The organism is Mycobacterium sp. IS-836, from assembly GCF_001954275.1.
Lineage (GTDB): Bacteria > Actinomycetota > Actinomycetes > Mycobacteriales > Mycobacteriaceae > Mycobacterium.
This window is the reverse complement of the sequence record NZ_MBEU01000009.1, coordinates 189151-216106: the sequence shown is the minus strand read 5'-3', so window position 1 is coordinate 216106 and position 26956 is coordinate 189151. Positions and strand designations below refer to the sequence as shown.

Annotated in this window: 24 protein-coding genes, 1 tRNA gene and 1 pseudogene; 16 read left to right on the top strand and 10 right to left on the bottom strand. The window is 66.6% G+C overall.

The features are described 5' to 3' along the window. Positions 1 to 53: 53 nt before the first annotated feature. Both A5747_RS04385 and A5747_RS04380 read right to left on the bottom strand, forming a co-directional pair. Complete coding sequence (locus A5747_RS04385; RefSeq protein WP_076122417.1) at positions 54 to 590, bottom strand: hypothetical protein; 537 nt, start codon at positions 588 to 590, stop codon at positions 54 to 56. 139 nt (positions 591 to 729) lie between these two features. Further along, positions 730 to 1227, bottom strand: a complete 498-nt coding sequence (locus A5747_RS04380) for a MarR family winged helix-turn-helix transcriptional regulator (RefSeq protein ID WP_076122416.1) — start codon at positions 1225 to 1227, stop codon at positions 730 to 732. A 106-nt stretch (positions 1228 to 1333) separates the two neighbouring features. Between A5747_RS04380 and A5747_RS04375 the strand changes: the two genes are divergently transcribed. The 4 genes from A5747_RS04375 to A5747_RS04360 are packed head-to-tail and all read left to right on the top strand — an operon-like array spanning position 1334 to position 6501. Next, positions 1334 to 3382, top strand: a complete 2049-nt coding sequence (locus A5747_RS04375) for a DUF2232 domain-containing protein (RefSeq protein ID WP_083700102.1) — start codon at positions 1334 to 1336, stop codon at positions 3380 to 3382. Beyond that, positions 3379 to 4236 carry a CbiQ family ECF transporter T component gene (locus tag A5747_RS04370; protein ID WP_076122414.1) on the top strand — a complete coding sequence of 286 codons (858 nt, stop codon included), beginning with the start codon at positions 3379 to 3381 and terminating at the stop codon, positions 4234 to 4236. The genes A5747_RS04375 and A5747_RS04370 overlap by 4 nt, the downstream gene beginning before the upstream one ends. An 8-nt stretch (positions 4237 to 4244) precedes the next feature. Further along, a complete protein-coding gene (locus A5747_RS04365; RefSeq protein WP_076122449.1) occupies positions 4245 to 4694 on the top strand; it encodes an SRPBCC family protein in 450 nt (149 codons plus the stop codon). Beyond that, positions 4687 to 6501 carry a sulfatase-like hydrolase/transferase gene (locus tag A5747_RS04360; protein ID WP_076122413.1) on the top strand — a complete coding sequence of 605 codons (1815 nt, stop codon included), beginning with the start codon at positions 4687 to 4689 and terminating at the stop codon, positions 6499 to 6501. The genes A5747_RS04365 and A5747_RS04360 overlap by 8 nt, the downstream gene beginning before the upstream one ends. 61 nt (positions 6502 to 6562) lie before the next feature. Here A5747_RS04360 and A5747_RS04355 read toward each other — a convergent pair whose 3' ends face one another. Further along, positions 6563 to 7009, bottom strand: coding sequence for an Lrp/AsnC family transcriptional regulator (locus A5747_RS04355; RefSeq protein WP_076122412.1), 447 nt, complete (start codon positions 7007 to 7009; stop codon positions 6563 to 6565). A 114-nt stretch (positions 7010 to 7123) separates the two neighbouring features. On the opposite strand from A5747_RS04355, the gene ddaH reads away from it, so the two are divergent. From ddaH to A5747_RS04335, 4 genes are read left to right on the top strand one after another with little or no spacing between them, the layout of a single operon-like run. Continuing rightward, positions 7124 to 7969 (top strand): dimethylargininase, encoded by an 846-nt coding sequence (ddaH, locus tag A5747_RS04350; protein WP_076122411.1) that lies wholly within the window; start codon positions 7124 to 7126, stop codon positions 7967 to 7969. Further along, positions 7966 to 9201, top strand: coding sequence for an ornithine--oxo-acid transaminase (gene rocD, locus A5747_RS04345; RefSeq protein ID WP_076122410.1), 1236 nt, complete (start codon positions 7966 to 7968; stop codon positions 9199 to 9201). Before ddaH ends, rocD begins: the two co-directional genes overlap by 4 nt. A gap of 28 nt (positions 9202 to 9229) precedes the next feature. After that, complete coding sequence (locus A5747_RS04340; protein ID WP_083700121.1) at positions 9230 to 10711, top strand: amino acid permease; 1482 nt, start codon at positions 9230 to 9232, stop codon at positions 10709 to 10711. Continuing rightward, complete coding sequence (locus A5747_RS04335) at positions 10708 to 11586, top strand: universal stress protein (RefSeq protein WP_076122409.1); 879 nt, start codon at positions 10708 to 10710, stop codon at positions 11584 to 11586. The genes A5747_RS04340 and A5747_RS04335 overlap by 4 nt, the downstream gene beginning before the upstream one ends. Here the strand turns inward: A5747_RS04335 and A5747_RS04330 are convergent. The 3 genes from A5747_RS04330 to A5747_RS04320 all read right to left on the bottom strand — a co-directional run bounded on the left by A5747_RS04330 (position 11583) and on the right by A5747_RS04320 (position 14683). Continuing rightward, on the bottom strand, positions 11583 to 12920 hold the full coding sequence (locus tag A5747_RS04330) for an extracellular solute-binding protein (protein WP_076122408.1): 1338 nt from the start codon (positions 12918 to 12920) through the stop codon (positions 11583 to 11585). The genes A5747_RS04335 and A5747_RS04330 overlap by 4 nt on opposite strands. Before the next feature lie 79 nt (positions 12921 to 12999). Beyond that, entirely contained in the window at positions 13000 to 13824 is an 825-nt protein-coding gene (locus tag A5747_RS04325; protein ID WP_076122407.1) for a carbohydrate ABC transporter permease, read from the bottom strand. Beyond that, on the bottom strand, positions 13811 to 14683 hold the full coding sequence (locus A5747_RS04320; RefSeq protein ID WP_076122406.1) for a carbohydrate ABC transporter permease: 873 nt from the start codon (positions 14681 to 14683) through the stop codon (positions 13811 to 13813). The genes A5747_RS04325 and A5747_RS04320 overlap by 14 nt, the downstream gene beginning before the upstream one ends. Positions 14684 to 14716: 33 nt before the next feature. Between A5747_RS04320 and A5747_RS04315 the strand changes: the two genes are divergently transcribed. From A5747_RS04315 to A5747_RS04285, 7 genes and pseudogenes are all read left to right on the top strand, one after another. Next, on the top strand, positions 14717 to 16234 hold the full coding sequence (locus tag A5747_RS04315; RefSeq protein ID WP_076122405.1) for a TldD/PmbA family protein: 1518 nt from the start codon (positions 14717 to 14719) through the stop codon (positions 16232 to 16234). Further along, on the top strand, positions 16231 to 17604 hold the full coding sequence (locus A5747_RS04310) for a metallopeptidase TldD-related protein (RefSeq protein WP_076122404.1): 1374 nt from the start codon (positions 16231 to 16233) through the stop codon (positions 17602 to 17604). The genes A5747_RS04315 and A5747_RS04310 overlap by 4 nt, the downstream gene beginning before the upstream one ends. Before the next feature lie 40 nt (positions 17605 to 17644). Next, positions 17645 to 18472, top strand: a complete 828-nt coding sequence (locus A5747_RS04305; RefSeq protein WP_076122403.1) for a carboxymuconolactone decarboxylase family protein — start codon at positions 17645 to 17647, stop codon at positions 18470 to 18472. Positions 18473 to 18506: 34 nt separating this feature from the next. Then, positions 18507 to 18580, top strand: a tRNA-Ile gene (locus A5747_RS04300). Positions 18581 to 18691: 111 nt separating this feature from the next. Continuing rightward, positions 18692 to 18810 (top strand): annotated as a pseudogene (locus A5747_RS25195) (helix-turn-helix domain-containing protein); the annotation flags it as partial. A 54-nt stretch (positions 18811 to 18864) separates the two neighbouring features. Then, a complete protein-coding gene (gene cax, locus A5747_RS04290) occupies positions 18865 to 20022 on the top strand; it encodes a calcium/proton exchanger (protein ID WP_083700099.1) in 1158 nt (385 codons plus the stop codon). A gap of 305 nt (positions 20023 to 20327) precedes the next feature. Continuing rightward, a complete protein-coding gene (locus A5747_RS04285; RefSeq protein WP_142245445.1) occupies positions 20328 to 21386 on the top strand; it encodes a cytochrome P450 in 1059 nt (352 codons plus the stop codon). A gap of 54 nt (positions 21387 to 21440) precedes the next feature. On the opposite strand, the gene A5747_RS04280 is transcribed toward A5747_RS04285, so the two are convergent. Continuing rightward, a complete protein-coding gene (locus tag A5747_RS04280; protein ID WP_076122401.1) occupies positions 21441 to 23618 on the bottom strand; it encodes a glutamine synthetase III in 2178 nt (725 codons plus the stop codon). Positions 23619 to 23811: 193 nt separating this feature from the next. Between A5747_RS04280 and A5747_RS04275 the strand changes: the two genes are divergently transcribed. Further along, positions 23812 to 24378 (top strand): dihydrofolate reductase family protein, encoded by a 567-nt coding sequence (locus tag A5747_RS04275; protein ID WP_076122400.1) that lies wholly within the window; start codon positions 23812 to 23814, stop codon positions 24376 to 24378. A gap of 551 nt (positions 24379 to 24929) precedes the next feature. Here A5747_RS04275 and A5747_RS04270 read toward each other — a convergent pair. The 3 genes from A5747_RS04270 to A5747_RS04260 are packed head-to-tail and all read right to left on the bottom strand — an operon-like array spanning position 24930 to position 26909. Then, positions 24930 to 25565: a TIGR03085 family metal-binding protein gene (locus tag A5747_RS04270; protein WP_076122399.1), complete on the bottom strand. Its 636-nt coding sequence runs from the start codon at positions 25563 to 25565 to the stop codon at positions 24930 to 24932. Between the two features lie 33 nt (positions 25566 to 25598). After that, positions 25599 to 26027 (bottom strand): nitroreductase family deazaflavin-dependent oxidoreductase, encoded by a 429-nt coding sequence (locus A5747_RS04265; RefSeq protein WP_076122398.1) that lies wholly within the window; start codon positions 26025 to 26027, stop codon positions 25599 to 25601. Between the two features lie 36 nt (positions 26028 to 26063). Further along, positions 26064 to 26909, bottom strand: a complete 846-nt coding sequence (locus tag A5747_RS04260) for an oxidoreductase (RefSeq protein ID WP_076122397.1) — start codon at positions 26907 to 26909, stop codon at positions 26064 to 26066. Between the last annotated feature and the right edge of the window lie 47 nt (positions 26910 to 26956).

Below are 26956 nucleotides of genomic sequence, written 5' to 3'. Positions count from 1 at the left end.
GGTGGCGAGCTGGGCGGTTTTCTCGGTCAGGCCGAGGTCGACGAGCATGCCGATCAGCTCGGCCCGTTCGGCTTCCGCGCGGGCGCGGCGGCCGGCCCGACGGGTGGCACCGGCGGCGCGAACGGCCGAACCGGCGGCGGCGCCGGCTGCGGAGGTTGCTCAACCTCGTGCGAGTGGGTGGGTATCCGCATGGGTCCGGTGTCGCGCTGTGTCGGGGCAGGCGGTGGGTGGGCCGGGCCCTGATGCGGCCCCGACGGCCCGCCCGGCGGCGCGACCGGCGGCGCGATCTGAAAAACCAGCCGGGGACCGTGCTGCGGATCACCGAGCGTGATCGCCTGCCCGTCGTGGATATCGACGGCCGGCACCCGGAACCCGTTGCTGAAGATGCCGCTGCGGCTCTTGTCGATGGCCACCCAGTGCGTGCCCAGGAACCGCAGCAGAACCTCCGGGCGAGGCGCCTGCGGCGGGGGCCCCCCGAGTTGCTCCAGCGGAATGTCGGCCCCGGCGCCGTAGCCCACGACCACGTCGCGGCCCGGCGGGAAGACGTACCGCATCGATCCGACCCATACGGTGAGCGGGGAGGCTGGCACGGCGGAAGCCTCGGGCCGCATCGAACGCCACCTTTCGTCGCCGGTCAGACGGAATTGATCTTGTCTTCAGACCAATCGGGGATTGATCCAGTGTCTACCCGTTGCGGGTCGGCGATCCACCCGGCGCCGATCAAGCCGATCACAGGGTGTTCCGACGCGGCGCGGCCGCCGCATTGTCGAGTAGTCGGCGCAACACGTCGACCGCATCGGACAGCACCTGGCGGTCGGACGGCTCGAGCAGGGCCAGTTGCGGTTCGATCGCGGCCGCGCGGTCGGCCCGCACGGCGTTGAGCGTGCGCAATCCCTCATTCGTGATGCGAATGCGGACCGCCCGGGCATCCCCGGGGTCGACGGTTCGGGTGACCAGGCCGGCGTCCTCGAGGCGGCGCACCTGCGTGGTCATCGTGGGCTGCGAGCAGTGGTCGACGGCGGCCAGATCGCCGATGCGGGCTTCTCCGTTTACTTCGATGGTGGCCAGCAGCCTGGCCTGCGCGGCGGGCAACGGCATTTGGATGCGCTGGGTGGCCAGGCGATTGAGGCGCGCGACGACGGCGAGCAGGTCTGCTCCCAGGCCAGGCTGGGGATCGGTGTTTGCGGCGTCAACGACATCGGTGTGGTTGGCGGCGGATGCATTCATACCTACATCGTTGCATAGCTTTGCTAAGCGAGCGGAACCGTGGACACCCTGATATCCGTCTGTGTGCTGCGCGGACTTGGCGTCGCGGCCTGGCAGAATCGTTAGGGTGACCGTTCCGAGATCTCCCCGGGTAGGCCGTCGGGGTGGGTCGCTGCGTCCGGTCGAATTGGCGCAAGCCTCGGTCATGGGCGCGCTGTGTGCGGTCATCGCAATCATTTCCGTCGTCATCCCGTTCGCGGCGGGATTGGCCTTGCTGGGCACCGTGCCCACCGGGCTGCTCGCCTACCGTTATCGGCTGCGGGTGTTGCTCGCGGCGACGGTTGCCGCCGGGATGATCGCCTTCCTGATCGCCGGGTTGGGCGGTTTGATGACGGTCATCCACTGTGCCTACATCGGCGGGCTGACCGGAGTCGTCAAGCGCAGGGGCCGGGGCACATTCACGGTGGTCGTCTCGTCGTTGATCGCGGGGGTCGCCTTCGGCGTGCTGTCGGTCGGCGCGCTGACCGTCATGACCCGGTTGCGGCACCTGATTTTCGACGTGATGACCTCGAACGTGCACGGGGTCGCGTCCTTCCTGGGACGCGTGCATCTGCAGCGGCCCGCCGATGCGCTGATGCGGTATTTCTCCTGGGCATTGGGCTACTGGCAGTGGTGGATGGTGGCCTACTACGGCCTCGGAATCATGGTCGTGTCGTTGATCGGCTGGTGGGCGCTCTCCCGTCTGCTGGAGCGGATGCGCGGCCTGCCCGATGTGCACAAATTGGAGGCGTGGGACGGAGGTGAGGGCGACGCATCGGTCGGACCGGTTCCCGTGCGGCTGGATCGGGTGCGCTTCCGTTACCCCGGCGCCGGCCAAGACGCGCTGCGCGAGATCAGCCTGGACCTGAAGGTTGGGGAGCACGTGGCCATCACCGGGGCCAACGGCTCCGGGAAGACCACGCTGATGCTGATCCTGGCTGGCCGCCCACCGACGTCGGGCAGCGTGGAGCGACCGGGCGCGGTGGGTCTGGGCGAGCTCGGCGGCACGGCCCTCGTTTTGCAGCACCCCGAAAGCCAGGTCCTGGGCACCCGGGTGGCCGACGACGTGGTGTGGGGCTTGCCGCCGGGCACCGAAATCGACGTGAACCGATTGCTCAGCGAGGTCGGCCTCGAGGCACTCGCCGAGCGCGACACCGGAAGCCTGTCCGGCGGCGAACTGCAGCGCCTGGCGCTCGCCGCGGCGCTGGCCCGGGAGCCGGCACTGCTGATCGCCGACGAGGTCACCACCATGGTCGACCAGCAGGGCCGAGACGCGTTGTTGGGTGTGCTCTCCGGCCTCACCGCGCGGCACCGCACGGCGCTGGTGCACATCACGCATTACAACAACGAGGCCGATTCCGCGGACCGCAGGATCGATCTCAGCGATTCGCCGGATAACACCGGCATGGTCGAGACCTCGGCCGCGCCGACACCCGTTGTCCCGGTGGACTACCACCGGCCGCACACGCCGGTCATCGAACTCATCGGCGTCGGCCACGAATACGGCAGCGGCACCCCCTGGGCCAAGACCGCGCTGCGCGACGTCAACTTCGTGGTGGAGCAAGGAGACGGTGTCCTCATCCATGGCGGCAACGGGTCGGGTAAGTCGACGCTGGCGTGGATCATGGCCGGCCTGACCATCCCCACGGCCGGCGCCTGCCTCATCGACGGCAAGCCCACCCACGAGCAGGTCGGCGCGGTGGCGTTGTCGTTCCAAGCGGCCAGGCTGCAGTTGATGCGCAGCCGCGTAGACCTGGAAGTGGCTTCGGCAGCGGGCTTTTCGCACCTCGACCAAGATCGGGTCGCAACCGCTTTGGGCGTTGTCGGGCTCGATCCCACGCTCGCTAAGCGGGGCATCGACCAGCTCAGCGGTGGCCAGATGCGCCGTGTCGTGCTGGCCGGGCTGCTGGCGTGTTCGCCGCGCGCCTTGATCCTCGACGAGCCGCTGGCGGGTTTGGACGCCGCCAGCCAGCGCGGCCTGCTGCGGCTGCTGGAAGACCTGCGCCACGACCGGGGCCTGACAGTCGTGGTGATTTCACACGACTTCGCCGGGCTGGAGGAGCTGTGCCCGCGCACCCTGCATCTGCGCGAGGGCACCGTCGAGCCGATGCCGACCGCGGCGGGGGGCATCGCGTGACGACGACTTCGACGACGGCAACGGCGGGCGGCGCAACCCGTCGCCCCTCTCGCCCGGTGGTGCTGCTGATCCCGGTGCCCGGACGTTCGGCCATCCACGATCTGTGGGCAGGGACCAAACTGCTTGTCGTTTTTGGTCTTTCGGTGCTATTGACGTTCTACCCGGGCTGGGTGACGATCGGGATTTCGGCGGCGTTGGTGGTCGCGGCGCTTCGGATCGCACGCATTCCGCGCGGCGTGCTGCCGTCGATACCACGGTGGCTGTGGATCGCTCTCGCGTTGGGCTTCATCACGGCCGCCCTGTCCGGTGGTAGCCCGAAGATCTCGATTGCCGGCCTCGAGATCGCGCTCGGCGGGGCGTTGAACTTCCTGCGGATCACTGCGCTGTCGATCGTGTTGCTTGGGCTGGGCGCGCTGGTGTCCTGGACCACCAACGTCGCCGAAATCGGCCCCGCGTTGGCGACGTTGGGCCGACCGCTGAAGATCTTCCGGATCCCGGTCGACGAATGGGCGGTGGCGTTGGCGCTCGCGCTGCGCGCGTTCCCGATGCTGATCGACGAATTCCAGATCCTCTACGCCGCGCGCCGGCTGCGCCCGAAACGAATACCGAAGAGCCGCAAGGCCCGTCGTCGGCGACATGCCCTGGAGCTGATCGACCTGATGGCCGCCGCCATCACCGTGACCCTGCGGCGCGGTGACGAGATGGGCGACGCGATCACCGCGCGCGGCGGCACCGGTCAGCTCTCCGCCCGTCCGGTCCGGCCGAAGCTGGCCGACTGGGTGACGATCGCCATCACCATCGCGGCCGGCGGGGCGGCGGTGGCGCTCGAGACGATGATGCATTCGCCGTACTGAGCGTGAAAGTGGCCGAGGCTCAAAGCGTCCGCGCGATCGCGGCCCGTGTGCACGAAGTCTGGGATGTCCTGGCCGATTTCGGCTCGATCGCTTCGTGGGCCGATAACGTCGACCACTCGTGCATTCTGTCCTCCGGTCCCGACGGCGCGCGAGTCGGGACCGCACGGCGAGTTCAGGTCAAACGCGACGCCCTCGTCGAGCGCATCACCGAGTTCGACCCGCCGCACACACTCGCCTACGACATCGAAGGCCTGCCCCGGCGCCTGCGCAGGGTGACTAACCGCTGGACGCTGGCGGCCGGGGGCGATTCGACCGTCGTGACCCTGACCAGCATGGTCGAAATCGGCTCCCGCCCACCGCAGCAGCTGGCCGAACGCGCGCTGTGTCGCTTCCTCGCACGACAGTCCGACGCGATGCTCGCCGGGCTCGCGAACCGATTGGAGAACGCCCGTGTCTGATCGCCCCGACATCGTGATCGTGATGACCGACGAGGAGCGCGCGGTTCCGCCGTACGAGGATCGCGGCGTGCTCGCCTGGCGCGACCGAACCCTGACAGGCCGCAAGTGGTTCGAAAGTCACGGCGTCAGTTTCGCCCGGCACTACACCGGCTCTCTGGCCTGCGTGCCCAGCCGCCCAACGATTTTCACCGGGCACTTCCCCGACCTCCACGGGGTCACCCAGACCGACGGCATCGGGAAGACGGCCGACGATTCGCGCATGCGTTGGCTGCGCCAGGGCGAGGTGCCGACACTGGGGAACTGGTTCCGCGCGGCCGGCTACGACACGCACTACGACGGCAAGTGGCACATCTCGCACGCCGATCTGATCGATTCCTCGACCGGCCGCGCGCTGGCCACCAACGACGACGACGGCATCGTCGATCCGGTGGCGGTGCAGCGCTACCTGGACGCAGATCCACTGGGCCCGTTCGGATTCTCCGGCTGGGTGGGCCCGGAACCGCACGGCGCACTGCTGGCCAATGCCGGCATTCGCCGCGATCCCCTGATCGCCGAGCGGGTGGTCGCTTGGCTCACCGATCGCTATGCGCGCCGTCGCGCCGGCGACCCCGCCGCGCAGCGTCCCTTCCTGCTCGTCGCCAGCTTCGTCAATCCCCACGACATCGTGCTTTTCCCGACGTGGTCGCGCCGCGGCCCGGTCAAGCCGTCACCGTTGGATCCACCCCCGGTGCCCGCGGCGCCCACCGCCGACGAGGACCTGTCGACCAAGCCCGCCGCCCAGATCGCGTTCCGCGAGGCCTACTACTCCGGCTACGGCCCGGCGCCCGCGATCAATTGGACCTACGACCGCAACGCCCAGCGCTACCGCGACCTGTACTACCGGCTGCACGCGGAGGTGGACGCGCCGATCGACCGTGTGAGACGGGCCGTCACCGAAGGTGGTTCGGACAACGCGGTTTTGGTGCGGACCGCCGATCACGGCGATCTGCTCGGCGCCCACGGCGGGCTGCACCAGAAATGGTTCAACCTCTACGACGAGGCGACGCGCGTTCCGTTCGTCATCGCCCGGATCGGCGCGGGCTCGACGTCGCCTCGGGTGATCACGGCGCCGACGTCGCATGTCGACCTGGTCCCGACGCTGCTCGCAGCCGCCGGTGTGGATATCGCGGCGGTGGCCGCGTCGTTGGCTCAGACGTTCTCGGAAGTGCACCCACTGCCGGGCCGGAATCTCATGCCGATCGTCGACGGCGCACCCGCCGATGACGGCCGAGCCGTCTACCTGATGACCCGCGACAACATGCTCGAGGGCGACAGCGGCGCATCGGGCCTGGCGCGCCGCCTGAAGCGCACCGTCAATCCGCCCGCGCCCCTGCGCATCCGAATCCCCGCGCACACCGCCTCCAATTTCGAGGGACTGGTCCTCCGCGTGGACGAGGCGACGGCGACCGGGGGCGGCGGGCATCTGTGGAAGCTGGTCCGCACCTTCGACGACCCGGGCACCTGGACCGAACCCGGCGTGCGTCACCTTGCGGCCAATGGACTTGGGGGAGAGGCCTATCGGACGTCGCCGCTGGATGACCAGTGGGAGCTCTACGACTTGACCGACGATCAGATCGAAGCCGTCAACCGGTGGACGGACCCGGGCCTGCACGAGTTGCGTCAGCACCTGCGGGCACAGCTGAAACACGTCCGCGCCAGTTCCGTCCCCGAACGAAATCAGCCGTGGCCCTATGCGTCTCGTCGACCGCCGAGCCCGGCTCCGTCCAGGCTGCGGCGGCTGGTTCGGCGGGTGCGTTCGCGAGCGTAACGCCATGGCGAAAATTCGACCGGAATCTCGCCGTGGCGTTACACCCGCATGGGGGTAGGCGTCAGGTCCGCATTCGGTCGATGAGGTTCGACAGCACCACGATGCTTTCGCTGCGTTCGATGTCGGCGCTCGCCCGGATCCGCTCGAGGGCGGTCTCCAGGTGCCGCATGTCGCGGGCCAGCACGTGCAAGATCGCATCCGACGTGCCGGTCACGGTCGCGGCGCTGACCACCTCCGGCATATCGACCCAGGCCGCCCGCAGCTGATCGGGCGCGATCGTGCCGTGGCAGAACACTTGCACAAACGCCTCCGTGTTCCAGCCGAGCGCATTGCGGTCGATGACGGTGGTGAAACCCTTGATCACGCCGTCGTCCAGCATCCGGTCGACGCGACGCTTCACCGCCGGCGCCGACAGGTTCACCTTCTGCCCGATTTCGGCGAAGGTGGCTCGCGCGTTCTCGGTGAGCTCGGAGAGGATGCGCTCATCGGTCTCGTTTAGACGTTCCATGCGACTCCTCAACGCAACAAATCATCGTAGGTGCGATCCTAGCGCAATAAATCGTCTATAGACACGCAAGAATCGTCGTTTGCTTGTCACACGAACCGCAAATACCGTTGATTTATGACGGATTCATACGTCGTGGCACCCGCGCCTCCGAGGCCAACCCGCAAGGCCCGGGCCCGCCGGTACGCGATGACCCGGCCGGACTTCTTCGCCGTCGAGTACGCCATCAATCCGTGGATGGATGTCAACGCACCGGTCGGTGCCCACCTCGCGCAAGCGCAGTGGCGGGCGCTCTACCAGACGTACGTCGACCTGGGCCACCGCGTGCATTTGATCGACCCCGTTCCCGGGCTGCCGGACATGGTCTACGCCGCGAACGGCGGATTCATCGCCGGCGACGTCGCCGTCGTCGCCCGGTTCCGACACGCACAGCGCGCCGGCGAGTCGAGGGCCTATGCCGAATGGATGTCGTCGATGGACTATCGGCCCGTGACCACCCGTCACGTCAACGAGGGGCAGGGCGACCTGCTGATGGTCGGCGACATGCTGTTGGCGGGCTACGGCTTTCGCACCGATCTGCGCGCCCACGACGAAATCTCGGCTCTGCTGGGCGTGCCGGTTGTGTCCCTCGAGCTGGTCGATCCCCGGTTCTATCACCTCGACACCGCGCTCGCCGTTCTCGACGACCACACCGTTGCGTTCTATCCGCCGGCGTTTAGCACGGCAGCGCAGGAGCAGCTGCGCGCGCTGTTCCCCGACGCAATTGTGGTCGGGAGCGCCGACGCATTCGTGCTCGGGTTGAACGTCGTTTCCGACGGCCTGCACGTCGTGCTTCCCTCTGCCGCAACGGGTTTCGCTGCTCAGCTGCGCGAAGCTGGCTTTGGGCCGGTCGGCGTCGATCTCTCCGAGCTGCTCAAGGGCGGCGGTTCCGTCAAGTGCTGCACGTTGGAGGTATTTCCATGACGATCCTCGACGCCCGCACCGAGCCCGCAACCGACGCGGCGATCGAGCTGGTCGAAAGGCATGCGGCGCACAACTATTCGCCGCTACCCGTGGTGGCGGCCAGCGCCGAGGGCGCCTGGATCACCGACGTCGACGGCCGGCGCTACCTGGATTGCCTGGCCGCCTATTCGGCGGTCAACTTCGGCCATCGCAACCCGGAGATCACCGCGACGGCCCACGCCCAACTCGACACTGTCACGCTCGTCAGCCGCGCGTTCCACTCCGAGAACCTCGGACGATTCTGCGCCGCGCTAGCCCAATTGTGCGGCAAAGACATGGTGCTGCCGATGAACTCGGGCGCCGAGGCGGTCGAGAGCGGTCTGAAAGTCGCCCGCAAATGGGGCGCCGACGTCAAGGGCGTTCCGAACGGTCACGCCAACATCATCGTGGCCGACAACAATTTCCATGGCCGCACGATCAGCATCGTGAGCTTCTCGTCCGACCCGACGGCTCGGGACGGCTTCGGACCCTTCACACCGGGATTCCGCTCCGTGCCGTTCGGCGACGCCCCGGCGCTGGCACGGGCGATCGACGACAACACCGTCGCGGTGCTACTGGAGCCGATCCAGGGCGAGGCCGGGATCATCGTCCCCCCCGACGACTACCTTCCGGCCGTGCGCGCGCTGTGCGACGAGCGCAACGTGCTGATGATCGCCGACGAAATCCAGTCGGGCCTGGCCCGCACCGGCCACACGTTCGCCTGCGACCACTGGGGTGTGGTGCCGGACATCTACCTGCTCGGTAAGGCCCTGGGTGGCGGGGTGATTCCGCTGTCGGCGGTGGTCGCGGACCGCGAAATCCTCGGCGTGCTGCATCCCGGCGAGCACGGCTCGACGTTCGGCGGCAACCCGTTGGCCGCCGCGATCGGCACGACAGTCGTGTCCATGCTGGCGACGGGGGAATTTCAGGCGCGCGCCGCCGAATTGGGCGCCCACCTGCACCGGCGCCTGGAGGCGCTGATCGGCGACGGTGTGCTGGCGGTGCGCGGCCTCGGATTGTGGGCCGGCGTCGACATTGAACCGTCCCTGGCCACCGGAAAGGGCATGAGCCTGCAGTTGGCCGAGCGCGGGGTGCTGGTCAAAGACACCCACGGCTCGACGCTGCGCTTCGCGCCGCCCCTGGTGATCACCGAGCCGGAAATCGACTGGGCGATCGACCAATTTGCTTTTGCGCTGGCGGAGGCTGCCTCATAATCAGCTGATCCGACATCAGGAGGCGCAATTGCCGGCCACGTCGATCGGCCTGAGACAGCAGATGCTGCGCCGCCGCCCGGTGACCGGCGCTCCCGTCGCGCACGGGGCCGCGGACCACCTCAAGCGCAGTTTCGGCACGTTCGAGCTGACCATGTTCGGCGTCGGCTCGACGATCGGCACCGGCATTTTCTTCGTGCTCTCGCAGGCCGTGCCGGAAGCCGGTCCGGGAGTGATCGTCTCGTTCGTCATCGCCGGCATCGCGGCCGGACTCGCGGCCATCTGCTATGCCGAATTGGCTTCCGCCGTACCGGTTTCCGGTTCGTCGTACTCGTATGCCTACACCACGCTGGGCGAGGCGGTCGCGATGGGTGTGGCCGCCTGCCTGCTGCTGGAGTACGGCGTGGCCACCGCGGCGGTCTCGGTCGGCTGGAGCGGCTACGTCAACAAGCTGCTGAACAACTGCTTCGGATTCCAGATGCCGCATGGGTTGTCGGCGGCGCCGTGGGATTCGGACCCGGGCTACATCAATCTGCCGGCGATCGTCCTGATCGGCATGTGTGCGTTGTTGCTGGTCCGCGGCGCCAGCGAGTCCGCTCGGGTCAACGCGATCATGGTGCTGATCAAGCTCGGCGTGCTGGCCATGTTCGTGATCATCGCCTTCACCGCCTTCGACGCCAACCACCTCCAGAACTTCGCGCCGTTCGGTGTCGCCGGCATCGGCTCGGCGGCGGGGACGATCTTCTTTTCGTTCATCGGCCTCGACACGGTGTCGACGGCGGGTGATGAAGTGCGAAACCCGCAGAAGACCATGCCGCGCGCGCTGATCTCGGCGCTGGCGATCGTCACGACCGTCTACGTGCTCGTCGCGTTGTCCGCGCTGGGCACCCAGCCGTGGCAGGATTTCGCCGCGCAGGAGAACGCCGGCCTGGCCACCATCCTCGACAACGTCACCCACGGCAGGTGGGCGAGCACGATCCTGTGCGCGGGCGCGGTCATCTCGATCTTCACCGTCACCCTGGTCACCATGTACGGCCAGACCCGCATCCTGTTCGCCATGGGCCGCGACGGACTGCTGCCAGCGCGGTTCGCGACGGTCAACACCCGCACGATGACCCCGGTGAACAACACGGTGATCGTCGCGATCGCGGCGGCCCTGCTCGCGGCCTTCATACCGCTCGACAAACTGGCGGACATGGTGTCCATCGGCACCCTCACCGCGTTCATCGTCGTCTCCGCCGGCGTCATCATCCTGCGGGTGCGCGCACCCGACCTGCCCCGCCCGTTCAAAGTGCCGGGTTACCCTGTCACGCCGGTACTTTCGGTGCTGGCGTGCGGGTACATCCTCGCCAGCCTGCACTGGTACACCTGGATCGCGTTCACCGGCTGGATCTCGGTGGCGTTGATCTTCTACTTCGTCTGGGGTCGTCACCACAGCGCGCTCAACGACGGCGGCGACCACCTCATCCCGACCGCGGCCGCGTCGGAAGACGAGCCAAGGGAACTGCTGTGACCGTTGTCGTCGGCTACCGGGCCGGCGAGGTCGGCCTGTCCGGGTTGTATCTGGCCGTGCGCGCCGCGCGGACGCTCGAGACGTCGCTGACCGTGGCGACCATCGTGCCCCAGCCGTGGCCGACACCGTCGTTCGCCCGCGTCGACGCCGAATACGAGCACTGGGCTGACCAACTGGCCGCGGACTCGGCGGCCGAGGCAAGGGGGTATCTCCACGGCGTGGCCGACGGGCTCGAGGTCACCTACTCCCACCGTGCCCACCGGTCGGTGTCGGGTGGATTGATCGAGCTGATCGCGGACGTCGACCCCGAGGTCCTGGTGCTGGGGTCATTGCCCAGCGGCGGGCGCGGCCAGGTGGTGATCGGCTCGACCGCCGACTGGCTGCTGCATGTGTCGCCGGTGCCGGTCGCGATCAGCCCCCGCGAATATCGTTCGTACACAGGTGGATTGACCCGGATCACATGTGCTTACTCCGCCACCCCGGACTCGGTTGACGTGGTACAGCGGTGCGTCGACTTCGCGCGGCGGTTGGGGTTGCCGGTACGGGTGATCACGTTCGCGGTCCGCGGCAAGACGATGTATCCACCCGAAGTGGGTCTGGACGTTGAGGATTCGATCCTGCAGGCGTGGGCGGCGCAGGCGCGGGACGTTCAGGAAAACCTGAAGACCGACGGCGTCGTAGACGCGGACGTTGCGCTGGACGTGGTGACCGGCCAGAGCTGGAGCGAGGCGCTCGAGAAGGTGGACTGGCAGGACGGCGACGTCCTGGCATTGGGCACGTCGCCGCGCGGCGACATCCGCAGGGTCTTCCTCGGATCGCGCAGCGGAAAGATCATCCGCGAGAGCACGGTGCCGGTGGTGGTGCTGCCGGGCTAGCGGCGGGCGGCGGCGTTGGCCGCCTGTTGGGCCCGTCGCAGAATATCCGCGACATCGCCTCGGCCCAGGAACATTTCGTCGAAGTAGCTTTGCAGCGCTGTGTCGCCGGCGGCGAAGCCCGCCCCACCCGGGGCCGGAATGCGCGGCCCGTCGAGCACCGTGAAGAACGGTGTGACATCGACGCCGCGGGCGGCCCAATAGGAGTAGTAGACCGGTTGGGCGGACAGCACGGCAGGGATGGCAGCACCCTGACGGCCCAAATACGCGTTGCCCTCGCCGCTGCCCATCCAGGCCAGCACCTGCCGCACCGCATCTGGGTGCTTGGTCGCGGCGTTGCCCGCCGCCGCAATGCCATTGGTGACGCTCACCCGACCGGCGGGTCCGATCGGCAGCATCGCCACACCCCAGTGGAACCGGGCATCGCGGGCCACCGCTGCCAGGTTGTAGGTGCCGGACTGAAACAGCGCCATCCTGCCGGCAAGAAACTGGTTGCGGGAGAAGTCACCGTTGTCGTTGGTGTCCGAGGCGGGCGGGGCGACGTGGTCGTCGTTGATCAGGCGGACCAGGTAGCGGAAGGCCTTGATCGCGGCGGGGTTGTCGAATGCGAACTCGTCGCCGCGCTGAAATACCCCGCCCGCCGACCCGATGTAGTTGAGGTAGATGGCCTGAGCGTCGTTGGCGGCGTTGTACCCCCACTGACGTACCCGCCCGGCGTCGAAACCCGGTGTGCCCGCGGCATGTCCATCCGCGTCGAAGGTGAGCCGGGACAGCAATGGCCGCAACGTGTCGTCGCCGTAGGGACTCCACCGCGCGCCGTTCAGCTGGGCGGGGTCAACCCCCGCGGCCGCAAGCAGGTCCGCGTTGTAGAACACGGCGATGCCGGCGTCGGTCAGCTGCGGCACACCCCACAGCGCCCCGCCGCGGGTGAATTGATCGACCACGGCCGGCTCCCACGCCGACGCGGCGCCCGGGCCGAGCGTCTTGCCGATGTCCAGCAGCCGGTCGCTGTCGGCATACGCGGCCAGATAGGCGTTGGACACCCAGAAGATGTCGTCGGCGCTGCCGCCGGCCACGTCGGTGCGCAGGGTGTTGAAGTACGTCGAGTAGGCGACCGTGTTGAGGTGCACCTGGATATCGGGATGCGCGCGGGTGAATGCCTCGAACGATTGCCGATATGCCGTACCGATCTGATCGCCCCAGACCCGCACCGTCACAACGATCTTGCTGCCGTGCGGGTCGCCGGAATAATCCAGCAGCATCGCCGTCGCGGCCAACAACGCCGCGACGAGGGCGATCGCTCCCGCAACCATCGTGGAGAACCGAGGACGGGTCATCGCGTGCGCCCAGATTGCCGTGGTGGTCGTAAATTCGTGAAAATCGCAGCCATGGCGGCAATCTCGGCGCGAGTCCGGGTCACTTGAGCCCCGACACGACGATCGACGCGACGATATGCCGCTGGAAGATCACGAATAGCACGATCAACGGCGCGATCGCGATCGTGGTCGCGGCCATCACCAGCGTCCACTGCGAGTTGAAACGCGACTGCAGGTCGGCCGTAGCCACCGTCAGCACCCGCCACTTGTGGCCACTGGTGATCACCAACGGCCACATGAAGTTATTCCATTGCGACACCACGGTGATCAGCGTCAGGGCGGCCAGGACCGGACGGCTGGACGGAATCACCACGTGCACGATCACGTCCAACGTGGTGGCGCCGTCGAGGCGCGCGGCGTTGATCAAGTCGCTCGGAATGATCCGAAAATGCTCGCGCAGCAGGAAAATCGCGTAGGGCGAGCCGAACATGAACGGCAACACCAACGCCCAGAACGTGTTGCGCAGACCGAGCTGCGCCATCATCAGGTACATCGGGACTACCGTGACGGTGCCCGGCACCATCAGCGTCGCGATGTAGACCCAGAACAGCGCGTCGCGCCCGGGAAACTGCAGCCGAGCAAACGCGTAGGCAGCCAGCACCGAAAACGTCAGTTGGCCAACCAGAATCACCGCCGTCATCAACGCGGTCACCGCCGCCGCCCGGCCGAACCCGGCGCCGGCCAGGTCGGCATAGTTGGCCAGCGTCGGTGGCCGCGGCCACTGCAGCGGTGTGCCCGTCGCGAATTGGTGGGCCGACGTGAACGATGTCAGCAACCCAAGCGCGAAGGGCGCCAACGTGATCAGCGCACCGAGTGCGAGGCTCGCGTAGATCACGCCGTTGGAGAGGCGACTAGGTGAGGTCATAGCTGATCCGCCGCCGGAAGTACAAGTGCTGGACGGCCGTGACGCCGACCAGGATGACGAACAGCACCACCGCCATGACCGACGCCCGGCCGATCGCCGCCGAGCCGAACGCCTCGGCGTAGATGCGGTGGGCCACCAGGTCGGTGCGGAGTTCCGGACCGCCGCCGGTCAGCGCGTAGACGGTGTCGAAAACCTGTGCGCTGCTGACGATCCCGGTCACCAGGACGAAAAACATCGTCGGCCTCAGCATGGGCAGCGTGATGCGCCAGAACCGCTGCCAGGCGGTGGCGCCGTCGGTGCGTGCGGCGGCGTAGATGTCGGCTGGGATCGCCAGCAGCCCCGCGAGAAAGGACAGCGAGACGTAGCCGACGTTGGTCCACACGACCACCGCCGACACCAGCGGCAGCGCAAAGCTGGGATCCGACAGCCAGCCGATGCTGTGCCCGAGCACGGCGCTGACGGCGCCGTCGGTGGGAGCCAGGATCCAGCGCCACAACACGGCGATGGCCAGCGGCGCGCAGATCCACGGCAGCACGTAGAGGGTGCGAAACAGGCCGGTGCCCGGCAACTCGCGAGCCAGCATCGTGGCGGCGGCCAGCCCCAGCACGGTCTGCGCGGGAACGACGATCGCCACGAAGACGGCGGTGACGATCAGCGAGTTGCCGAAGTCGGCGTCGGCCAGCACCGCGCGCCAGTTGGCCAGGCCCACGTAGCGCAGCGGGCCGAGCAGGTCCCAGCGGTACAGGCTCAGCCAGATCACCACGAGGATGGGCAGTAGCAAGAACGCGACGACCCCGAACAGGCTGGGCGCCAGCAGGGCATAACCCAGCGGAGTGGATCGGCGGGGCGCGTCGGCCATGGGTGTATTAAAGCGGGTCGTTACGGTGGATTCGTGACACCGAACCGGGGGATCGATGCCGACTTCCTGGACCTGCCGCGCCACGAGCTGGCCGACGCCGCGCTGTCGGCGGCCACCAAGGCCGGGGCCAGCCACGCCGACCTGCGGGTTCACCGCATCAGTACCGAGATCGTCCAGCTGCGTGACGGCGAGCTGGAGACCGCGGTCATCAGCCGAGAGGTGGGCCTCGCGGTGCGCGTGATCGTCGACGGCACCTGGGGATTCGCCTCGCATGCCGAGTTGGCGCCGTCGGTCGCCGCCGAGACCGCGCGCCGTGCCGTGCATGTCGCCACCACGCTGGCGACGCTGAACACCGAGCGCGTCGAGCTCGCGCCGGAGCCGGTCTACGCCGACGCCACCTACGTGTCGAACTACCGGATCGATCCGTTCGACATCCCGGCCGCCGACAAGATCGCCGTGCTCGAGGATTACTCCGGGCGGCTGCTGGACGCCGACGGCATCGACCACGTGTCGGCCGGGTTGACCGCGGTCAAGGAGCAGACGTTCTACGCCGATACCTTCGGGTCGTCGATCACCCAGCAGCGGGTGCGGCTGCAGCCGTCGCTGGAAGCGGTGACCGTTGATGCGGCCGCGGGCAGTTTCGACTCGATGCGCACGCTGGTGCCGCCGATGGGCCGGGGCTGGGAGGTGGTGGCCGGCGACGACGTGTGGAACTGGACCGACGAGCTCGCGCAGCTGCCGTCGCTGCTGGCCGAGAAGGTCAAGGCGCCCAGCGTTACCCCGGGCCGCAACGACCTGGTGATCGACCCGACCAACCTGTGGCTGACGATTCACGAATCCATCGGGCACGCCACCGAATACGACCGCGCGATCGGCTACGAGGCCGCCTACGCCGGAACGTCGTTCGCCACCCCCGACAAGCTTGGCACCATGCGCTACGGGTCGCCAGTGATGAACGTGACCGCCGACCGCACCGTCGAATTCGGCTTGGCCACAATTGGTTACGACGACGAGGGCGTGGCCGCGCAAAGCTGGGATCTGGTGCGCGACGGGGTGTTCGTCGGCTATCAACTCGACCGGGTGTTCGCGCCGAGGCTGGGGCAGCAGCGCTCCAACGGCTGCTCGTATGCCGATTCGCCGCACCACGTGCCGATCCAGCGGATGGCCAACGTGTCGCTGCAGCCCGGCCCCGACGACACCAGCACCGCCGATTTGATCGGCCGGGTCGAGGACGGCATCTACATCGTCGGCGACAAGTCGTGGTCGATCGACATGCAGCGCTACAACTTTCAGTTCACCGGGCAACGGTTCTTCCGGATTCGCGACGGCCGCCTGGACGGCCAGTTGCGCGATGTCGCCTATCAGGCGACCACCATCGACTTCTGGAATTCCATGGAAGCCGTGGGCGGCGCGTCCACCTGGCGGCTGGGCGGCGCGCTCAACTGCGGCAAGGCCCAGCCCGGACAGATCGCCGCCGTCAGCCACGGCTGCCCGTCGGCGTTGTTCCGGGGCGTCAACGTGCTCAACACCCGTACAGAGGGTGGCCGATGATTTCAGCGCAGCACGTCGTCAACATCGTTTTGGACGAGGCGGCGAAACTCGGCGGCGCCAACGAGACCATGGTTCTGGTCACCGACCGCGTCGAGGCGACGTTGCGCTGGGCGGGCAATTCGATGACCACCAATGGGGTTTCGGTCAACCGCAGCGTGACGGTGATTTCGATTGTGCGCGACGGCAGCAGCACGCGCGTCGGCACCATGGTTTCCGCGGAAGTGGATCCGCGGGTGATCCCCGGGCTGGTTGCGGCGTCCCAGGACGCGGCCCGCTCCGCGCCGGAGGCCGGCGATGCCGCGCCGTTGCTCGCCGATACCGGGGTGCCGGCTGATTGGAATGCCCCCGCACCGGGGACAGGGCCGGAGATATTCGGCGACCTCGCCGCCTCGCTGAGCCGCGGGTTCAAGGGCAGCGACCGTTTGTATGGCTATGCGCACCATAGTGTTTCGACGACGTTCCTGGCGTCGTCGACCGGGTTGCGCCGCCGCTTCACCCAGCCCGCCGGTGCGGTGGAGATCAACGGCAAGCGTGGCGACGCGAGCGCCTGGGTGGGGGTCGGCACGCCCGATTTCGTCGATGTGCCAACGGATCTGCTGCTCGAGCAACTGTCGACGCGGCTCGGTTGGGCGCAGCGGACCGTCGAATTGCCAGCGGGGCATTACGAGACGCTCATGCCCCCATCGACGGTGGCAGACATGATGATCTACCTGGGCTGGTCGATGGCCGGCCGCGGCGCGCGCGAGGGCCGGACCGCCTTCTCCGCCCCCGGGGGCGGGACCCGGATAGGGGAGCGGCTCACCGATCTGCCGCTGACGTTGTTCTCCGATCCGATGGCGCCGGGCCTGGCCTGCACGCCGTTCGTCGCGACGAGCAACTCCTCGGAGACCGTGTCGGTGTTCGATAACGGCATGGAGATCGGCCAGGTGGACTGGATCCGCGACGGGGTGATCAACGCGCTGGCGTATCCGCGGGCCATTGCCGCCAAATACGACGCCCAGGTCGCCGTGGCCGCCGACAACCTGGTGATGACGGGCGGGTCGGCTGAGCTGGCCGACATGATCGCGGGCACCGAGCGCGGCCTGCTGCTGACCACGCTGTGGTACATGCGGGTGGTCGACCCGACCACCCTGCTGCTCACGGGCCTGACCCGCGACGGCGTATACCTGGTCGAAGACGGCGAGGTGACCGCGGCCGTCAACAACTTCCGCTTCAACGAGAGCCCGCTGGGCCTGCTGCGGCGGGCCACCGAGGCCGGGGTCAGCGAGAAGACCCTGCCGCGGGAGTGGGGAGATTGGGCCACCCGGGCGGCGATGCCGTCGCTGCGCATCCCGGACTTCTACATGTCGTCGGTGAGCCAGGCGCACTAGCCAATTGCCCAGCGGCGGGGCGGGTTCTAACGTGTGACGAATGCTGACGCGGTTAGTGGCGTTGTCGCCAGGCGACGGACGCATCGCGGGACTGGTGCGGCGGGTGTGCGGGCAGACGTTGTCACTGCCGCCGTTGCCCGCGTGCGTCGAGGTGGACGAGCCCGCTTCCGAGGCGGAGGCCGTCGTCGCCGAGTTCGCCGAGCAGTTCAGCGTCGACGTCTCGGCGATCACCGGCGAGCAGCGGTCGCGGCTGTGGAAGCAGTTGGGGGACAGCACCTTTGGTGTTGTGGTGCAGATGTATATCGCCGACTTCATTCCGCGGGTGCGCGCTGGGTTCGAGGCGCTCGGTATCGGGTCCGAACATCTCGGCTGGGTTGACGGGCCGATCTCGTGGGATCACGCCACCGACCCTTCCGATGTGGTGTTCAACGACTTCCTGCCCGCGGTGGCGCGGATGCGGGCGCTTGATCCCGTCACCGCCGAGCTGGTCCGGCTGCGCGGCGCGGCCCAGCACAACTGCCGGCTGTGCAAATCCCTGCGCGAAACCACCGCCCTCGACGCCGGAGGCTCCGAGACCCTGTACGGCGATATCGAGCGGTACGAGGACTCAAGTTTGCTCGACGAGCGCGCTAAAGCAGCGCTTCGCTACACCGATGCGTTAATTTGGACTCCTGCGCACCTCGTCGCCGACGTTGCCGCCGAGGTGCGCTCCCGGTTTTCCGAGGCGAAGGCCGTGGAGCTCACCTTCGACGTCATGCGCAATGCCAGCAACAAGATCGCGGTGTCGCTGGGCGCCGACGCCGCCCGAGTCGATCACGGCACCGAGCGCTACCTGCTCGACGCCGAGGGCCAGACGGTGTTCAGCTGACGGCGGCGTGGCACCATTGGTGCCGCACCAAGCGGGGGCGGTAGCTCAGTTGGTTAGAGCCGCGGACTCATAATCCGTTGGTCGCGGGTTCGAGCCCCGCCCGCCCCACGTCAGCTGTATGACCTCAGTTGATGCCCGACAGCTTGCCTTCGGGTGATGCCCGACAGTGTTCCGGCTGATGGTTGACAGATACCTCGGCTGATCCTTGACACTCCTTCGATGAGGGAGTTAACCGTGGCCGAGCAGAGGGACCGGGCCTTGCTGGCGGTGATGGGTTAGCGATTTCGCAGGTCGCCGAGAAGGTGGGTGTGTCGCGTCAGACGCTGCATGCCTGGTTGGTGTGAACCGTGCGATTCTGGAAAACTTCGGCGCGATCAGAGCAGGAGAGGCGTGTGACAACCACCCATTCTGAACGGCTCCCGCTGCTGACCCAGCGTGACCGCATCATGATCACCATCACGGTTATCGCGGCCATGGCGACCGGAGTTCTGCACTTCGCCCACGTGAATGCAGTGCTGACGTTCATCGTGTCCGCACTTGCGTTGGCCACGTTGGCATCTTTGGTCGGCCGTTCGGTGGAGGCGCTCGGAGACCGGCTCGGGCCCAACGCGACTGGGATACTGCAGACGGCGTTGGGGAACCTGCCCGAATTGTTCGTCATACTGTTCGCACTCAAAGCAGGTCTTTATGGGGTGGTTAAGGCCACCATCGTCGGCTCGATTCTCTCCAACGCCCTGCTGGTGCTCGGGCTGTCCTTCGTGGTCGGCGGTATCAAACACGGCCGCCAGCGCTTCGCCGCCGACGACGGACGCACCCTCGGATTGATGTTCACCCTCGCGGTATTCATCCTCGCTGTGCCCTCGCTCACCGCTGCAACACACACCCCGGCGCAACCGCACGAGCGGGCGGTGTCGGTCGTCGTCTCCATCGTCATGCTTGCGCTGTTCGCACTCTCGCTGCCCGCCACGCTCGGAAAGCGTGCTGTCGACCCGGTGGGGCAAGTTCGTCATGAAACGTCCAGAGCGTCGTCTCCCATTGTGGCCAGCCCCGATTCGGCCAAAGCCGCCAGTGTGGCGGCAGCACACGGGGAGTGGCCGCTGGCGATGGCTATCGGCATGCTGGCCGTCGCCGGGATCGGTGCGGCCTTCGTGTCGGAATGGTTCGTCGCCGCCCTAGAGCCGGCGATGCATGCAGCGGGCATTAACGAGGTGTTCGCCGGTCTGGTGATCGTGGCGATCGCCGGCAACGCTGTGGAGAATTTCGTCGGCATTCAGCTGGCGGCCAAGAACCAGATGGACTACGCGGTCCAGGTAATCCTCCAGTCGCCTGTCCAGATCGCGCTCACCATCGCCCCGATCGTCTGCCTGGCGGCGGCATGGCTCGGCCAGCCTGGTTTCGATCTGGTGTTCTCACCGCTGTTGCTGGCGTCGATGATCATGTCGGCGCTCGTTGCGGTGCTGGTGACCTTCGACGGCGAGTCGACCTGGTTTGAGGGGACGGTGCTCATCGCGCTCTACGTGGCGATCGCCACGTCGTTCTGGTGGGGGTGAGTACCTCAACCGTCGGAGATCCGTCGTCGCGCCTGGCGAATTCGCGCTCAAGGCTTGCCCTCCGTCAGCACGGTCGAAATCCACCGGACTGCGGCCACGTGGCAGCGGCCTGACAGCGGTGTGCTCCGCTCGTCGTCTTCCGTGTAGCTGGCGGCGCCTGTGGCCGATCCTGAGGATAGACTCGCGGCATCGAAGTTCCAGGTGGCGCCGCTAATCCGTGGTTCGCAGCGACCGCCGATCGTGAAAGTCGGTGGTGTGCGGTGATCGGGTCTGGCGGCGAGGCCGCTGACGCTGCGCTGGAAGTCATGCGGTCGGACGAGGACGCAGCAGCGGGTTTTCGGGAGTGGCTGGCCGCCGCAGAACGGGCCGGTCAAAGAGTCCTGCGGGAGCCTGACGGCACGTACGTGTTATGGCGGCGCGACGACGTCCTCGCCGCCGTACGTGACGGCGAAGTCTTCGCCAGCCGCCAAGGCGAACTGATGGAAGGCAATCCGCCGTTCGGCCCGTACCGGAAAATCATGGTCGAGCTGTTGTTCAATCCGGAAAATTCGCGGGAAATGCTGAAGCCCGTGCGTGGGATCATTGAAAATTGCGTCAGCGCCCTAGCGACGACACGAGACCGTTGCGACGGCGCGGCTGTCGCTGAGGTTGTTTGGCGCGCAGCATTCGTTACGGTCTGCGGGCTGCCGACTGACGTCGCTCTTGAAGCGGTCGACACGGAGCTGGTGCGGGAGACCCGTCGAGCGCCGCAGGGTGGCCCTGATGTGATCAGCCGCCTCGCCACCCAACCCCTCAGCGACAAAGAAGTGTTGGGACTGATGGCGTCGGTGGGCCGCGGTTTGATTTTCGCGTCGTTCGCTATTAAGGCCGGGCTGGCGGTGCTGGCGCGGATGCCGATGCTTCAGCGGGAGCTACGCGAAAATCCAGGCCGGCAACGCAGATTCATCGAGGAACTGCTGCGGTTGGATGGCGGGGCGAAGACCGTTTCACGAATCACGAGTCGCAGCGTGACAATCGGCGGAACGACGATCCCAGCCGGGTCCCCTGTCGAGTTGTGCGTCGGACTTGTTCACCGTGATGAGACCGACGAGATGTCAGGTCACAGCATTAAACTGGATGGCCCGCAACGGAATTGGAGTTTTGGGGGAGGACCGCACCGGTGTCCGGCGTCGCACCTGGCCCGGGATCTGCTGGGCGCGTTCTTTGAAGTGTGGCTTGCCAGAGTCCCATTTTTCTCGTTCGACTGGAACGGCGGCGATGTCCCCAAAGCGTGGTACCCCAAACCCTACGATCCTTCGCGGGGCGCAATTTTCGAGGGTTGGTTCCCTGCCCACGTGCCACTCAGGTGGGGACCAGAGCGGTGACTAGGGACGGACCTACCCCGGCGAGTTCTCGCTCTACTACGACGCGTTAACGCCTTAGAGGATGTAGAGCATCTCTTGGTACGTGGGTAGCGGCCACAAATCATCGGCCACAACGCTTTCCAGTGTGTCGGCGGCGGTGCGCACCGCGTGCATCGCCGGCAGCAGCTGCTGCTGGGCGTGCTTGGCCTCGTCGAGGGCCGACACCGCCGACTGGTCGGACAGCGCCGTCCTCAGCGTCGCCAACGCCGCGGAAAGCTCGGCAAGCGGAGCCGAAACCGCTTCCAGCGCAGCCGTGCTGGGATTCACCCCGGCGGCCTTCAAAGTCGCGACGTTCTGCGCGAGCTCCGTTTGATAGCGAATCGCCGCCGGCAGGATGATTGTCGTTCCGATCTCCAGCGCCAGCTTCGCCTCGACTGCGATGGTTAGCGCGTACTGCTCCAGGCGCACCTCGTACCGGCTCTGCAGCTCGCGCTCGGTGAAGACGCCATATTTCTCGAAGACTTCGATCGCTGCCGGCTTGATCAGCTCAGGAATCGCGTCCAGCGTGGTCTTGAGGTTGGGCAGTCCGCGCTCGGCCGCCTCGATCTGCCAGTTCTCGGAATACCCGTCCCCGTTGAACACCACCGCGCCGTGCTCGGTGATGACCTCGGTGAGCAGCTTTTGCACTGCCACGTCGAAGTCTTCGCCGTTTTCCACAGCCCGCTCGAGGACGGTCGCGAGGTAATCGAACGAATCGGCCATGATCGTGTTGAGCACGATCATCGGCACGGCTACCGTCTGCCCGGAGCCGGGCGCCCGGAACTCGAATCGGTTGCCCGTGAAGGCGAACGGACTCGTGCGATTGCGGTCGCCCGCGTCGGTCGGCAGCGGGGGCAGCGTATCGACACCAATGATCATGGTGCCCTTGCCCTTTGATGACGTCGCCGCTCCTTTGGCTATCTGCTCGAAGACATCGGCGAGCTGTTCGCCGAGGAAGATCGAGATGATCGCCGGCGGTGCCTCGTTGGCGCCCAGCCTGTGGTCGTTGGTGGCGGACGCGACCGATACCCGCAGCAGCCCGGCGAACTTGTGCACGGCACGGATTACCGCGGCGCAGAACACCAGGAACTGTGCATTCTCGTGCGGGGTGTCACCGGGCACCAGCAGCGAGCCCAGCTCAGAGTTGCCGACCGAAAAGTTGACGTGCTTGCCCGATCCGTTCACCCCGGCAAAAGGCTTCTCGTGGAACAGGCACTCCATGCCGTGCTTTTTGGCCAGCGTCTTGAAAATCGTCATCAGCAGCTGCTGATGGTCGGAGGCGATGTTGGCCCGTTCGAACATTGGGGCCACTTCGAATTGGCCCGGGGCCACCTCGTTGTGCCGAGTCTTGGCGGGAATACCGAGCTTGAACAGCTCGCGCTCGGTGTCCATCATGAAGCCCAGGACACGCTCGGGCACCGCGCCGAAGTAGTGGTCGTCGAACTCCTGGCCTTTGGGCGGCTTGGCGCCGAACACGGTGCGACCGGCGTTGATCAGGTCGGGCCGCGCGAGGAAGAAGTGCCGATCGATTAAGAAGTACTCCTGCTCGGGGCCGCAGAACGATACGATTTTGTTTAGGTCCTTGTGGCCGAACAGTTTCAAGATGCGCTCGGCATGCACACCCATGGCCTGCTGGCTGCGCAGCAGCGGTGTCTTGTAGTCCAGTGCCTCACCGGTCATCGAAACGAAAACCGTTGGGATGCAGAGCGTGTTGCCGTTCGGGTTCTCCAGGACGTAGGCGGGGCTGGTGACGTCCCAGCCGGTATATCCTCGTGCCTCGAAGGTGCTTCGCAGGCCACCCGAGGGGAAGCTGGACGCATCGGGCTCACCCTGGATGAGGGTCTTGCCGGCGAACTCGGCGAGCGTCTGCCCGTCCGAAACCGGCTCCAGGAAACTGTCGTGCTTCTCGGCGGTCAGGCCGGTCATCGGGTAGAAGACGTGGGCGTAGTGGGTGGCGCCTTTCTCCAGCGCCCAATCTTTCATGGCTACCGCGACCGCGTCGGCGACGGCGGGGTCGAGCTTGGCGCCTTTCTCGATCGTCGCCGCGACGGACTTGTATACCGACTTGGGCAGCCGTGCCTGCATCTCGGCCTTCGTAAAGACGTTGCAGCCGAAGACCTCGCCGGGGGCTTCACCAGCGACAAAGCTGACGGCCGGAGGGATATAGGCCTCGACGTTGTTGATCGCCTGCAGGCGGACTGGGTTTCCGCTCAATTGAGTTCCTATCGCTGAGGGGGTCCGCGATTTTCCGGTTCGGACGATGGACCGCCTCACCCTAGGAAGGTTCGATGACAAATCTGTTACGGCGACGTCAATGGTAAAACCCGAACGGTTTAGAACCTTGATCGCGAACTTTCCGCACCTGGGCGTCGCGATGAGTTTTGCCCTCCGGTGCAGTCTGACCTGCATGGGCAAACTCATCTATGGCTTCAACGTGTCGGTGGACGGGTACATCGCCGACGCACAAGGCAACATCGACTGGGCCGATCCGAGCGAAGAACTGCACCAGTACTGGAACGACTTCGAGCGGGAGACCGCCCTGTCGTTCTACGGCCGGCGGCTCTACGAACTGATGTCCGCGTACTGGCCGACGGCCGACCAGGCCCCGGACGCGACCCCTCTGATCGTTGACTTCGCCCGCATCTGGCGTGACATGCCCAAGGTCGTGTTCTCGCACACCCTGCAGTCCGTCGACCGGAACTCCCGCCTGGAACGCGGCGACCCGGTCGAGGTGGTGACGAAGCTGAAAGCCGAAACCGACGGCAGGCTGGAGGTGGCCGGGGCGACGCTGGCCGCACCGATCGTGCAGGCCGGACTGGTGGACGAATACCGAATCGTGGTCGCGCCCACCGCCGTGGGCGGCGGCACCCCGTTCTTTCCGAGCCTGCCGTCATGGATCTCGCTGCGACTGTTGGAGAACCGCACCTTCCCGGGTGGCACGGTCCTGCTGCGCTACGAGGCGAAACGCGACTGATCGGACATACACAGCCCAGAGCATGGGGGGCAGAATCGAAAGCGTCCGCAACAGCGTCCACATCGTCGGGGAGAGTTGCCCGCAACGATCGATCGTCAGGGAGGAACAGGATCATGACGATCACACGGGGGATCACCGCAGCCGTCATGCTCGCCGGTTCGGCGGTCGGTACAGCTGGCAGCGCATCTGCAGACACGACGATGAGCGGTCACTACGTCATGACTGAGACGTATAACGATGGTCGGCCGGTAACCAACGATTGGAATTTCACTCCGTGCGGTGACGGATGCGCCTCGCTAGTTAGCAATGGAATCCTTGTTGGTCAGGCGCGATTGGTTAACGGACAATGGACAAGTCCAGAGGCGGCGGGTGACATCCACTGTCCCGACGGCACAGTGGTTCCCAATGCGAGTTCCGCCCGGATGGTGTGGGATCCGAACACCCTCGCGGGCACAGACCAAATAACCCTGACTGTGCCGGCCTGCGGTGCCCCGGCGGGGTACCAATACGGCCGTAGGATCCAACTCACGCAGGCGCCCTGACACAGATGTCTAGAAACCGCGCTTGGCGGCCCGCACTGCGGCAACGCTATCGTCATCCCCGCCGAAGTCGGCGCGGACGGCGTTGCGGCCGAACGCGAACAGCAGCAGCTCCAGCGGTTCGCCCGTCACCGTGACCGGCGAACCGCTGCCGACGGCCACCACTTTCTGACCGTCGGGGGTGCGCAGCGTCAGCCGCACGCGCACCGCGTTCATTGACTTCGACATTCCGGCCCGGCTGATCATCGCGACGCGCCGCCTCACCGACGCGCTGGTGCGCGCATCGAATTCCCTTGGCTCCCAGCCATTCTGCGCACGCCGGACGTCCTCATGGTGGACGAACATCTCGTGGACGCTCGCCACCGGGTCGAGAACCTTGAACACGGAAAGCGCCGGAGGACCCGAAGCGAACAGTTCGACCAGATCCTCCCACGTCCTCGTCGTCGCCAGTCGGGTCTGCATGCGCGCGGTGTAGGACGCCAAGGGCCCGAACACGAGGCCGGGCAACGCGTCGGGACGGCGTTCGCGCACCACCAGGTGCGCGACCAGGTCGCGGGTCGTCCAGCCCTCGCACAGGGTCGGGGCGTCCGGTCCCACTGCGCGCAGGGTTTCGATCATGGCGACCCGTTCGCGTTGGACCACCGACATGCCCACACGATAACGGTCGCACTACCAGCCCCATCAATCGGTGAAGTCGATCCGCACTGACACCGGTGTGGTTTCCAGAGCCTTTACCACCGTGGCTCCTAGTCGCCCGAACTTGCGGCCACGCGCGACGACGTCATCGTCGGGCCTCAGCGTCGCGACGCCTGTGCGCCAATGATCTCCTTGTCGCACGCGGATATTCGGGTTGTCAGCAATGTTGCGGCCCCACCCGGAGCGGGTGCCATGCTGACTAATGACCCACGCGCCTTTGTCATCGAATTGAGCGGACACGGGAACGCGGCGCACCTGGCCAGTCTTGCGCCCGATGGTCTCCAGCTCGGTGGCAAGCGCGGTTCGCACTCCCAGCTTGCTCAACCCTTTCACTATTGGGTTGAGAAAATAGCGTCCGATAGCCCGTTCCCTGCGGAACTTTCGTAGCGTCTTGGCGCCATTCGTATCCGTCATGGCAATCTCCGTATTTCGGATGTGTTGAGCAACGCATCAACCGTCAGCCAGTACCGGTGTCGATCGCGGCTTGCTCAGGCCGCTTTGCTTGCGGATGCCGTTGTCCAGCAGGGCAGCTGGCGCGACGCGCTTCAGCAGAGTCAGTTGTCGCGCCTGGCGGCCCGCGGGGTAGCGCAGTTTGACTCGCTTGTCGGTGGCCGCGGCGTACGTGGCATCGGCGACAACGTCGGGCAACTCCGCGCTGCGAATTTTCTCGGCGACCATCGCGCGGGCGGTCGCGCGATTATCGGCGTAGGTGGCCTGCGGTGTGTCGGCGTCCCACATGTTCGCCTCGAAAGCAGTTCGGGTGTAACCGGGTTCGACCAGCAGCGCGCGGACGCCGTACTCGCGAAGTTCGTGGTCCAACGATTCGGTGTAGCCCTCCAGGGCATGCTTCGACGCCGAGTACAGGGCCGCGTACGGCGCGGGAAGGTAGCCGAGCACGGAGCTGATATTGATGATGCGCCCACTGCCGCGACGGCGCATGTGCGGGAGCACCTCGTTGGTGAGGCGGATGACGCCGAAGAAGTTGGTCTCGAACAACGAACGGGCTTGCGCGATCGAACTCTCCTCGGCGGCGCCCACGATTCCCAACCCAGCGTTGTTGACTAGGACGTCGATGTGTCCGGCTCGGTCAATGACCTCCGACACCGCCGCGTGGACTGCTGTCTCGTCGGTAACGTCGAGCGCCAAGGTCTCGACGCCGGGGATCGCAGCGAGGCGCTGCGGCGCCCGCGAGGTGCCGAACACGCGGAATCCCGCGTTCACCAGTTTCTTTGCAATGGCGGCGCCGATACCTGAGGACACTCCGGTGATCAGCGCGACGGGCGGTGTGGATGTCATCGGGGCGACCTCTCCATGTGTTAGACCGGTTGGTCTACCTGACGTTA

Bases quoted from the DNA above. Each gene is read 5' to 3' on its own strand.
- A5747_RS04380 (WP_076122416.1), bottom strand. From the start codon at position 1,227: ATGAATGCATCCGCCGCCAACCACACCGATGTCGTTGACGCCGCAAAC.
- A5747_RS04355 (WP_076122412.1), bottom strand. From the start codon at position 7,009: ATGGAACGTCTAAACGAGACCGATGAGCGCATCCTCTCCGAGCTCACC.
- ddaH (WP_076122411.1), top strand. From the start codon at position 7,124: ATGACGGATTCATACGTCGTGGCACCCGCGCCTCCGAGGCCAACCCGC.
- rocD (WP_076122410.1), top strand. From the start codon at position 7,966: ATGACGATCCTCGACGCCCGCACCGAGCCCGCAACCGACGCGGCGATC.
- A5747_RS04330 (WP_076122408.1), bottom strand. From the start codon at position 12,920: ATGACCCGTCCTCGGTTCTCCACGATGGTTGCGGGAGCGATCGCCCTC.
- A5747_RS04325 (WP_076122407.1), bottom strand. From the start codon at position 13,824: ATGACCTCACCTAGTCGCCTCTCCAACGGCGTGATCTACGCGAGCCTC.
- A5747_RS04320 (WP_076122406.1), bottom strand. From the start codon at position 14,683: ATGGCCGACGCGCCCCGCCGATCCACTCCGCTGGGTTATGCCCTGCTG.
- A5747_RS04310 (WP_076122404.1), top strand. From the start codon at position 16,231: ATGATTTCAGCGCAGCACGTCGTCAACATCGTTTTGGACGAGGCGGCG.
- A5747_RS04305 (WP_076122403.1), top strand. From the start codon at position 17,645: ATGCTGACGCGGTTAGTGGCGTTGTCGCCAGGCGACGGACGCATCGCG.
- A5747_RS04285 (WP_142245445.1), top strand. From the start codon at position 20,328: ATGCGGTCGGACGAGGACGCAGCAGCGGGTTTTCGGGAGTGGCTGGCC.
- A5747_RS04275 (WP_076122400.1), top strand. From the start codon at position 23,812: ATGGGCAAACTCATCTATGGCTTCAACGTGTCGGTGGACGGGTACATC.
- A5747_RS04270 (WP_076122399.1), bottom strand. From the start codon at position 25,565: ATGTCGGTGGTCCAACGCGAACGGGTCGCCATGATCGAAACCCTGCGC.
- A5747_RS04265 (WP_076122398.1), bottom strand. From the start codon at position 26,027: ATGACGGATACGAATGGCGCCAAGACGCTACGAAAGTTCCGCAGGGAA.
- A5747_RS04260 (WP_076122397.1), bottom strand. From the start codon at position 26,909: ATGACATCCACACCGCCCGTCGCGCTGATCACCGGAGTGTCCTCAGGT.